This window comes from Nostoc sp. JL31 (assembly GCF_017114965.1).
GTDB classification, from domain to species: Bacteria; Cyanobacteriota; Cyanobacteriia; order Cyanobacteriales; family Nostocaceae; genus Nostoc; species Nostoc punctiforme_A.
Genome location: NZ_JABXKO010000046.1, coordinates 54,576 through 65,258 on the forward strand (window position 1 = coordinate 54,576; position 10,683 = coordinate 65,258).

The following is a 10,683-nucleotide window of genomic DNA, read 5'->3' on the forward strand; positions in this document are numbered from 1 at the left end:
TAACAGAGTTTTAGCCTTAACTGAACCGTATTGATTTATAATGAGTATCACAATTTTTTAAAAAGGTCTTTTAAGACGCGAGTTATCGCGTCTCTACATCAGGGTTTTGTTACTCATTCTGAACTGTATTGGCTCAACTCTAACTTTTGCTATTGACTGGTGGTTCCAAGTTAATTTTGAGTCTGAGCCAGAATCGGTAAGGTAATCACAAATTCTGTTCCAAGGTTTGGGGTAGAATTTACAACCAGTGAACCGCCATGTTTTTCTACAACAATAGACTGAGTGATCGCTAATCCTAATCCTGTTCCTTTACCAACACTTTTTGTAGTAAATAAGTGGTCAAATATCTTTTGCTTGACTGATTCACTCATGCCTTGACCATTATCAGCAATGCTCACCTCAACTTGTTTAACTTTTAAACAGGTGGTAATTTTAATCCGATTGGGATTGGCTTGAATTTCTCCAAAACTCTTACCTGCATTTGATTCATCCAAGGCATCAATGGCATTCGCTAAGATATTCATAAATACTTGATTTAGTTGGCCAGGAAAACATTCAATTTTGGGTAAATTTCCGTACTCATTGATTATTTCAATAGCTGGACGTTCTTCGTTAGCTTTCAGGCGATGTTTGAGAATTAAAATCGTACTATCAATGCCTTCATGAATGTTAAACGGTACTTTGTAATCTCTATCGGCACGGGAGAAAGTACGCAGACTGGTGCTAATGTTTTTGAGCCTGTCACACGCTATTGTCATCGAATCAATCATCTTGACCAAATCTTCTAAGCTATATTCCAAATCAATTTCTTCGGCATGAGTAAAGATTTCATCTCCGGGAATAGGAAACTTTTTTTCATATAGTTTCAAGTGTTCAATAATATCAATAAATGTTGGTTTAGCTTGTTGGAGACTGGCAGCAATAAAACCAAGAGGATTATTCATTTCATGAGCTACGCCAGCAACTAAGTTACCCAATGCAGACATCTTTTCACTTTGGACTATTTGTAATTGAGCTTGTTGCAAATCTTGTAAAGCTTGCCCAGCTTGTTGATAAAGCCGAGCATTTTCTAAGGCAATTGCTGCTTGGGAGGACAGTAGGTTAATCACCTTTAAACGATTACTAGTAAATACTCCTTGATTCAATTGATTTTCTAGGTAGATAATCCCCACTAAATTACCTTGGTTAATAATGGGTGTACATAATACACTTTGAGGTTGATGTAGGAGCATATATTCCCCAATTACACCAGGAATATTTGTTTTACAATTGTCTATAATGACGGTTTCTTGAGTATTCTTAACATAATTTATTAGTTTTCGCGGAATATATTGGCAAGCATCTATTAGTTGTGAATCAAGAATGGTTTTGACATCAGTCTGGGAATTTGACTGTTGATCGATAAAGGTAATTGCCCGCACTTGCCAAGTATCTTTTTGAGGAAGAATTAATACACATGTTTTCGCACCAGAGTTTTCTAAGATAATGCGAGTGAGACTGCTGATAAGTGCGTCTAATTCGATACAACTGGAGATAGTTTGAGCTGCTTTGAGAATGCAGGTTAAATCTAGAGCATCAGAAATATTAGTACTGCTGGTAGTGTAACTAGATGTGCGAGCAATGCTAGCTATGGTTTCTAAGGGATTTAAGTTGAATTCTTGCTGTTGCAAAATGGGTTTGAGTAATTTGGGATAGCGTTTTTCCAAGTCATCAGTTTTGGCTTTTGCTCCCCAACGGGCATAACTGTAATATGCTTGTTGCAGATATCCTTCTGCGGCTCTTTCTTTACCCCATTCTAGGTAAAATTTGGCAGCAAGTTCGTTAGCGATCGCGGCTTCCTGAATATAGTCATTGGCGATCGCTCCTTGGATCGCTATTTCATAATAATCTGCGGCTTGTAAGCGATCGCCAGTTACACGAGCTTGTTCAGCTAAAATTAAATTGTACTTGTGCTGATAATTGACTGGCGCATGAGCCGCCCATTCTTGCATTTTTGACTGGTTTTCGGCTACTTTTTGGAGATAAAGCTGTTGCTGTGCTTCATTTACCTGAGAACAAAGAGTTAACAAACTCAAAGATTGATAGAAATTCCGCAAAGGAACAATTAATAAGCCTGCTGCTCCCTGCTCATACTGCTCAAATTTTTGAGAATATTCCCAAGCAGATTCGTATTCACCAAAAAGATAAGCCAGTAGCGTTTTTGCTAGATAGACATAACAAATACCATTAATATTGTTAGTTTCAATTAAAGTCGGTAACATTTCAACTTCGTGAAAATGCTTACCAATTAAACAACAGGGATTAGCCGCTTCTCCTTGTAAATTTAGAACCGTCTGCCGCCAGATATTTCCCCAAACCAGAGATACCTCTTGTTTGATTTGCTGCATTAGATCGCAATATTTATCTGCTTCTAGCACAGCATTTTCTAGGTTTTCTCCACTCCAAAAGAGAAATTGACAATAGCAATTGGCACAATAGCCTACATATTCTAAATTTCCGGTTTCTAATCCACTTTGCAACCCCTCCAAAAATAGATTCAATGTGGATTTAATTGAATTTTTCCAATGTTTAATAAACAGACTAAATGTTAAATAAACCCTACTTTTAAGTTCTTTAGTTTGAAATTTTTCTAAAAGTTGTACTGCCAGTTTACCAAACTGATACCCATCTTCAATTGCACCAATACTGCACAAAAATAATCCATAGAGACTATAAGCAACAGCTGCCTGTGGTGAGTTGCCGTACTTGATACAAATTTTGATCATTGTAAAAATTTTGAGCTGCAATAACATCGGTTTGGCTATATAAACTGGAGCAAACAAACCCGATAATATGCGGAGCGCAACTAATTTTTGGGGATCAATTATTTCTGGCATATTTGCCAATGCTACAATCGATTGATGAACAAACATTTGTTGTAATTGGTCATGTTCCTCAAAAATAATTTGAGTGTTACTGTCTTCAGGTAACGTCAAATCTAGTAATTGCAGTGCTTCTCTACCTGTGGCTATTGCTTCAATGAATTTATTTTGCGCTGTATAAGATTGGATTTGAATCTCATAGGTACGAACCTTTTCTAATGGAGATTTAGCATTTTTGAGGATAATCTCTACTAATGATTTTGATGAATCAAAGTTTGTATTTAGATATTCTGCCTCAGCCGCAGATTCGTAAACAGCAAGAGCCAAATCGTAGCTGCTTTGCCAAGCATTTATCGGTAATAAAAGAATTGCCACTTTTAAATACTCAACTGCTGTCGCATAAGCTGTCGAGTTTTTGGCTTTACAACCAGCTATCAGATTTAACCGGGATAAATGTTCTCGTTCGTCAGCTTCCTCTAATAATTCCAGTCCGTAATTGAATTGGTTAACGATCGCAAAAATTCCTGACTCTTGCTGCTCTTTAGGCGTATTCTGCAATAACAATTGCCCAATTTGTAAGTGTGTTGACTGTTTTTGTGCTTCTGGAATGAGTGAATAGGCAGCTTGCTGGACGCGATCGTGTAAAAATTTATATACAACCATCTCAGACTGTTCTTGAGTAGCTGCTTGATTTTCGGAACCAACAAAAAACTTATAAACCTCACTTTGCGGCAAAATCAACCCTTCTTGCAAAGCCTTCCACAAGCAATCTGCGGTTTCTACCTCCGATTGTTTAGAAACAATCGCTAATGTTTTTAAATCGAACTGATTACCAATACAAGCGGCTAGCTTCAATTGTTGTTGAGTTGATTCTGGTAGTCTTCGTAGTTGGAAAACCATAAAATCAACAACATTGTCTGCTAGAGTTTGCTGATTTATTTGAGAAATGTCACATTGCCAACATCCCTCGGCAAAATTGAATTGAATTAGTTGGTCTTGATGTAATTATTTCAGGATTTGAGTTGCAAAAAATGGATTTCCTTGAGCTTTACGGTAAATCAATTGTGAAAGAGATAATGCCACATTCTCTGCACAATTTAATGTATCGGCTACAAGTTGATTCAATTGTAATTGGTTGAGTGGCTTTAGGTTAAGACTATTTAGCTTGACACCTGTTTTGCGAATTTCATCCAACATTACCATCAACGGATGGGCTGGGAATACTTCATTGTCTCTATACGCACCAATTAATAATAAATATCCCTGATTAGCTTCATTGATTAATAATTGTATGAGTTTCAATGAAGCCGAATCTACCCACTGCAAGTCATCTAAGAATATAACTAAAGGATGTTCTTTAGTTGTAAATATTTGGAGAAATTTCTGAAATAATAAATTAAATCGGTTTTGTGCTGCGTTACCTGATAATTCTGATGCAGGTGGTTGTCTGCCAATAATTTTTTCTAATTCGGGAATGACTTCAATAATTACCTGTCCGTCTTCACCTAATGCTTGAATAATTTGATTTTGCCATTTTTGTATTTGGACATCACTTTCTGCTAGTAATTGCTCCATGAAGTTACGGAAAGCTTGGACAAATGCAGAAAAAGGAATATTCCGATTAAATTGGTCAAATTTGCCTTTGATAAAATAACCGTGTTGACGAACAATAGGTTTATGGACTTCGTTAACAACCGCAGTTTTACCAATCCCCGAAAACCCAGCTACTAGCGTTATTTCTGTTGCACCCAGGCTGACATTTTGAAATGCTTCTAGCAGAGTTTCTACTTCTGCTTCTCGTCCATAGAGTTTATCAGGGATAATAAATCTGTCGCATACATCTCTTTGGGCAATTGGGAAACTTTCAATTTCACCTGTTGTCTTCAGTTGAGAAAAACAAATTTCTAAATCATACTTCAATCCTAATACACTCTGATAGCGGTCTTCAGCATTTTTTGACATTAATTTGCTGACGATATCCGAAATTATCGGCGGAATTTGTAAGTTAATTAAATGTATTGATGAGGCTACCTTAGCAATATGAGAATGCACCAACTCCATTGGATCGTTTGATTGAAAAGGTAACTCACCTGTGAGTAATTCGTAGAAAGTTACACCAAGTGAATAAAAATCAGTCCGGTAGTCAATTCCCCGATTCATCCTCCCTGTTTGTTCTGGAGAAATATAAGCTAGTGTTCCTTCTAATACATTGGGGCTGATTAGCGTTTGCGTTTCCCTTGGTAATAGAGAGGCAATACTAAAGTCGATTAATTTAACTTGTTTGGTTTCTGGATTAATTAAAATATTGCTCGGTTTGATATCTTTATGAATGATCCGCTGACTATAGAGTATTTCTAAGGTATTACACAGTGCGATCGCTATTTGAAAAAACTCTTGCAAAAACCTAATATCTCGCGTTTGATCGCGAGCAAAATAATCTTTTAAAGAAATGCCACCAAAATCTTCCATCACCAACGCATAGGCATTTTGATACACCTCCAGGCTGTAAGTTTGGACAATTAAAGATGAGTTGAGATTTTTGGCAATGGTGTACTGATTGCGAAACTGCACCAGTTCATTAAAGGAGGGATATGGATTTTTCAGCAGTTTGATCGCTACAGGTAATGAATCAGTTTCTCTATACCCTCGATAAACTATAGTTCTCGAACCATTGTAGATTTCTTCAATTATCTGGTATCCAGAAATATTAACATGAGTACTAAACATACTGTTAAATCCTAGTGATTTATAAATTGATTGTTCCCAAATTAGTAACCGCAGCTGTGAGGACAAGCTTTGAAAGCATCAAATGCAGAGATAGAATATCCTACACAAAAACGTCAAGATTCTCAGTAGAAAATTAGGAAGCTGCAAAGCGTAAGCTAGTAATTTGTCAACTCAAAAATGTGCTTGTGAGGGATTGGGAAAGATTAAAGGTAAAGGGATTAGAAACCTTTCACCTTTTCCCTTTAATCTTTAAAAAGCCAAGTTAACAAAAGCTAACTATTAGCACCTGCTGGGATTTTTAGTTAGGTTTCGTCGTCTGACGAAAGGCAATTACCTACTCAAACAATAGAGACTATGATTGATTGACAGTAGCGGAAGTTTGTTATTCCGCCGACTGTGATTGATAGGGTTATATTGAAACCAGCCCTCAACTACGGTTATCTGGAATTACCGCATAAGCATCAATTTCAAACAACATACCGTCAAGTGCAAGTCTAGGAACGGGAATAAGAGTGTTTGCTGGTGGTTTATTCCCCCATAAATTTATAATTTCACGTCCTAACGGGATCAATTTACTTTGGTTGTGATCCACTATAAGAACAGTAGTTTTTGCTACATCTTGTGGTTGTGCCCCAACCGCTGCTATGGCATAACGGAGGTTTTTAAAAGCCTGTATTAACTGCTTTTCAAATTCATTGGAGACAAGATTCCCTTGTAAATCGGAACCAAACTGACCAGAAATATAGACGGTTCTCGCCCTTGATGGTGTCACAGCTATATGGCTATAGCCATTTTGGGTTGGATTATATAATGTTGGTGGGTTCACCAATTTCAACTCTTTGTTGTCTTTAGCGTTCACTTCCTTTTGTGTTGCCACCATCAAGGCGGTAGTCATTCCACTACCTCCAAGCCACAAAAGTGCATTTCGTCGCGAGAAGTTTGCTACTAGTGAATTTACAGCACCGGTAATACCTTTAGTCATTAAAGCTCCTTAAATGTGAGTTCTCTATTTTTGCTCATATTTACTTTTATTATCTATCTAGTCAACCTAAAAAGCACTAGTCTACAAAGTAATTTTAGTGTAATCACGTAGATAATTTACCTTAATCGTCTTCAGTTGGTTTAGCTTCCGATATAAATACAGTTAATACTTATACCAAATCAGGTTTTTACCCCTCAAAAAGTGCGCATGCGCAGTGCCTCATATCTTGCACCTAGCCCTGGCGATTAGAAATCGCGGCTATACAAACTTTCGTCCGCCTACGCGGACTAATGCAAAATCAAGGTTTTCAACCCGCGCAGGCGGGTTTTGCCTGTGTAGCCGCGACTTCCAGTCGCCTGGTGCAAGATATCAGGTGCATGAATAACTTCAGAGCGCAAATAACAGCTACAGCAGTTTTCATATATTTGAACCACACCTGTCGTAGGGGCTTTTGGCCTTGCGCCCCTACTTCTTTCTAAGCTTCTGCGCAAGTTTCTTTGGCAGCCCTCAATATTATGTCTGCATGATTACTTATTAAACTAGTGAAATTTTATATAAGGATATCTAAGTTTCCCGGCTTAGATATCCACTAGCAACATAACCTACATTTAATAGATTGTTAAGTCTATTCTAATTACTAATTTTTATTTTTAAATGGTTCTTAGGACAGTTATAAATTCATCCTTAAGTTGGATGTCAAAATTAGATGAATATTTTAATGTAATACAGGTTACAAATTTAATTAATATTTTTGTTGTACAATAGAATGCTACTTGTTAATCATACCTTCCTAAAAAGTTATTAAATAAATTTTTCTGACTTTTACCTTAAACTTTTATACTGAGACTAACTTCTCAAGCTGACTAGCGATCGCAAGCATAAACATAAGCTTATTTACAGGTGCGTTACACTGTGTTAACGCACCCTAATTTCTAAGACAAGTTAGGAATACTAGACTTTTCTAAACTCGCTACTAATTTCACTCCAAACTCTTCCTCAAACACTCCTTTTTTATAATCTAAGCTCCAAAGTTCTAAAGCACAATCATCATCTGATTGAGATGGAAAAATTAGCAGGTTGACCTGCCTAAGCTGTTGATAATACTCACATTGCACTTGAGCAACTGCACCAATTTGTCTTCTATCTAATGCTACTGCCAACCTTAAAATTGCACTTAATTGACTAACAATTTGTCGCTGTTGTTTAGTCAGCAAACTCTGGTAGTTTTCATGTTTTTTCTTAGGCGGCGATTTGCGATGATAACGCGCTAAATTGGCAATAATTTCAATCTCGGTTTCTGTATAACCGAGTAATTCTCCATTGCGAATTAAATAGTAAGAGTGCTTGTGGTGAGACGAATGGCTGATATAGTGACCGCAATTGTGTAATATTGCCGCTGCCCACAGCATTTGTCGCTCGTCAGTTCCCCAATGATGTAGAGTACCTTGAGTTTGGTCAAATAAACTCTCGGCAAATTTTGCCACGCGATCGCTGTATTCTAAGTTGATGTGGTATTTATCCGCGAGTTTGAGAACATTCCGTTCCCGAACTGAACTTTGATAGCGTAGCTTATCTTCAATTAAACCGTGGGTTAGCATCCAGTCTACGATTACGCCTTCTCTCAGAGAACGCTCACAAACTGTAATCAATTCACTACCCAAAAGGGTCATTGCTTCCTGTAATATTACTGCCCCAGCGAGGATAACTTCAGGGCGTTTCTCTGGCATACCAGAAATCTCAGCCCTTTCGGAATTACTCAGTTTCCGCAAGCGATTTACCAACTCTTGCAAGTCTTTAAAACTAAATTGGTAGCCGTTGAGAGTGGAAGGAATAACACCCGACTTTTCCCGTGCATGAATCATTGCCAGGGTTTCAATTGTGCCTGCCGTACCCACCAAACGCGGAGATTCCCCTAACTCTAGGTTTGCTAAGATTTCTTCTACAGAACGTTCCAACATCCCACGTGCATAAGCTTGCAAATACTGGAACTCAGGGGTGCTGATGGGGTCAGTAGTGATTAACTCGCTAGTGAGTCGCACTGCACCAACTTTGGTACTGGTGAGAGTCCGGGCTTGCTGACTATCGCCTAAAATTAATTCTGTGGAACCACCGCCAATATCAATAATGGTGTGAGGCTGGTTGTTAAATTCCATCCCCGACAGCACGCCAAGATAGATGCGCCGCGCTTCTTCTTGACCAGAAATCAAGTTAACGCTTAAACCCAACTCCGTTTCTATTGTGTGCAAAAAATCTTTACCATTGGGGGCTTCCCGTACAGCACTAGTTGCCACAGCGATGATAGTTTCAGCGTTGATAGTTTTGGCAACTTCTTGGAAGCGTCCTAAAGCAGCGATCGCCTTTTTTATGATCTCTGGCTTGAGTTCTCCAGTGGTAAGATTGCGATCGCCAAGCCTCACGGTTTCCTTTTCTCTTGCAATAATGCTGAAAGCTGGTAGTGTGGGGTCAATCTTGACTACTACCATGTGTAGAGAATTTGTTCCCAGGTCAATGGCAGCAATAATCCGATGTTGCTTAGATGGTTGAGTAGGAATACTCTCCCAGCTAGAAACTAAATTCAGCATCTAGTTTTCTCTCTTTATTAAGAAATGATGGCAAACGGTGATACGTCGGGGTAGCTAGCACTGATATTTATGACAACACACTTGCTCAGACTGAGTGCTGTTAGCGGTAGCAGGGCATTGAGCCAGTGCTGAATATTGAGTAAATGAAAAAATACTCAGCATTCGCAACTCAGCTTGATCGAGGGTAACTGAGCTATGTCTATTCACCCTACTATTTATAACCTGAGTGACTATTTTAAAAATATTTAAAGTTGCCATTTTGGGTTATGTTTTTACAAATAACAAATAACGTTATTCTATAGATGTAAAGAAATGTGAATTCATCTCTCTAAAGTTATTTGTTGATTTCTATGTTAACGACGCCAGAACGCCCCCAGTCACCAATTTGGCTTGTAATTATCCGGCTTTTACGCTGGCATAAACCAGAAGGGCGGTTAATTTTAATGATTCCTGCCCTTTGGGCTGTGTTTTTGGCAGCTTCAGGAAAACCGCCTTTACCTCTGGTTGGTGTGATTATATTGGGTACTCTGGCCACAAGTGCGGCTGGGTGTGTTGTCAACGATTTGTGGGATCGGGATATCGATCCAGAAGTGGAGAGAACACGCGATCGCCCCCTCGCTTCTCGTGCCTTATCTGTGAAAGTTGGGATTGTAGTTGCGATCGTCTCTTTAGCGTGTGCAGCAGTTTTGGCCTTTTATCTTAACCCCCTGAGTTTCTGGTTATGCGTGGCAGCAGTGCCTGTAATTTTGCTTTATCCAGGTGCAAAGCGGGTGTTTCCTGTACCGCAACTGGTGCTTTCCATCGCTTGGGGTTTTGGGGTATTGATTAGCTGGAGTGCAGTAACGCAAAGCATTTCTCAACCAACTTGGTTGCTTTGGGGCGCGACAGTACTGTGGACATTGGGATTTGATACAGTTTACGCTATGAGCGACAAAGAAGACGATCGCCGCATTGGTGTTAATTCTAGCGCCCTATTTTTTGGTAATTATGCCCCTCTAGCCATTGGAATTTTCTTTGCTGGCACAATTTTGTTATTGTCTTGGTTAGGTGTAGTTATACATCTGCACTTAGCCTTCTGGATTAGCCTTGCAGTTGCTACTATCGGATGGGTTTGGCAGTCTCTGCGATTAAGAGAGCGACACTTACCTAATTCTGCTTATGGTAAGATGTTCCGGCAAAACGTGTGGATTGGTTTTATTTTACTTGCTGGGATGATTGCTGGATCTTTATAAGGAGTAAATTGGATTTACCCCCCTTAATCCCCCCGATGTATTGGGGGGAAATAAATGTCCGGTTCTCCCCCTTGACAAACTACGGTGTACACACAAGTTTGAAATAGTTGATTAACCAGGGTTTTACCCCACCCTAACCCTCCCCTTGGAAAGGGGAGGGAACTAGATTTTCGGTCTCCCCCCTTTCCAAGGGGGGATTAAGGGGGGTAATTCGACTTATGTGAACCTATCCCACTAATAATATTTTGTTAATCCAGATATGAATTGTAGCAAGGTCAATGAATGCGTCAAAGTAAACT

3 protein-coding genes and 1 pseudogene are annotated in these 10,683 nt (G+C 38.9%); 1 reads left to right on the forward strand and 3 read right to left on the reverse strand.

The annotated features are described in order from the left end of the window. Positions 1 to 170 precede the first annotated feature (170 nt). The 3 genes and pseudogenes from HWQ43_RS11155 to HWQ43_RS11165 form a co-directional block, all read right to left on the reverse strand. Positions 171 to 5,588: pseudogene (locus HWQ43_RS11155) on the reverse strand (AAA family ATPase). 427 nt (positions 5,589 to 6,015) lie between these two features. Beyond that, positions 6,016 to 6,570: a RidA family protein gene (locus HWQ43_RS11160; protein WP_292733015.1), complete on the reverse strand. Its 555-nt coding sequence runs from the start codon at positions 6,568 to 6,570 to the stop codon at positions 6,016 to 6,018. Between the two features lie 932 nt (positions 6,571 to 7,502). Continuing rightward, the gene (locus tag HWQ43_RS11165) at positions 7,503 to 9,152 is read right to left on the reverse strand and encodes a Ppx/GppA phosphatase family protein (RefSeq protein ID WP_292733017.1); all 1,650 of its coding nucleotides are present in this window, start codon (positions 9,150 to 9,152) and stop codon (positions 7,503 to 7,505) included. 350 nt (positions 9,153 to 9,502) lie between these two features. Here HWQ43_RS11165 and HWQ43_RS11170 point away from each other — a divergent pair, with 350 nt between their 5' ends. Further along, entirely contained in the window at positions 9,503 to 10,384 is an 882-nt protein-coding gene (locus HWQ43_RS11170; RefSeq protein WP_292733020.1) for a 4-hydroxybenzoate solanesyltransferase, read from the forward strand. Positions 10,385 to 10,683: the final 299 nt, after the last annotated feature.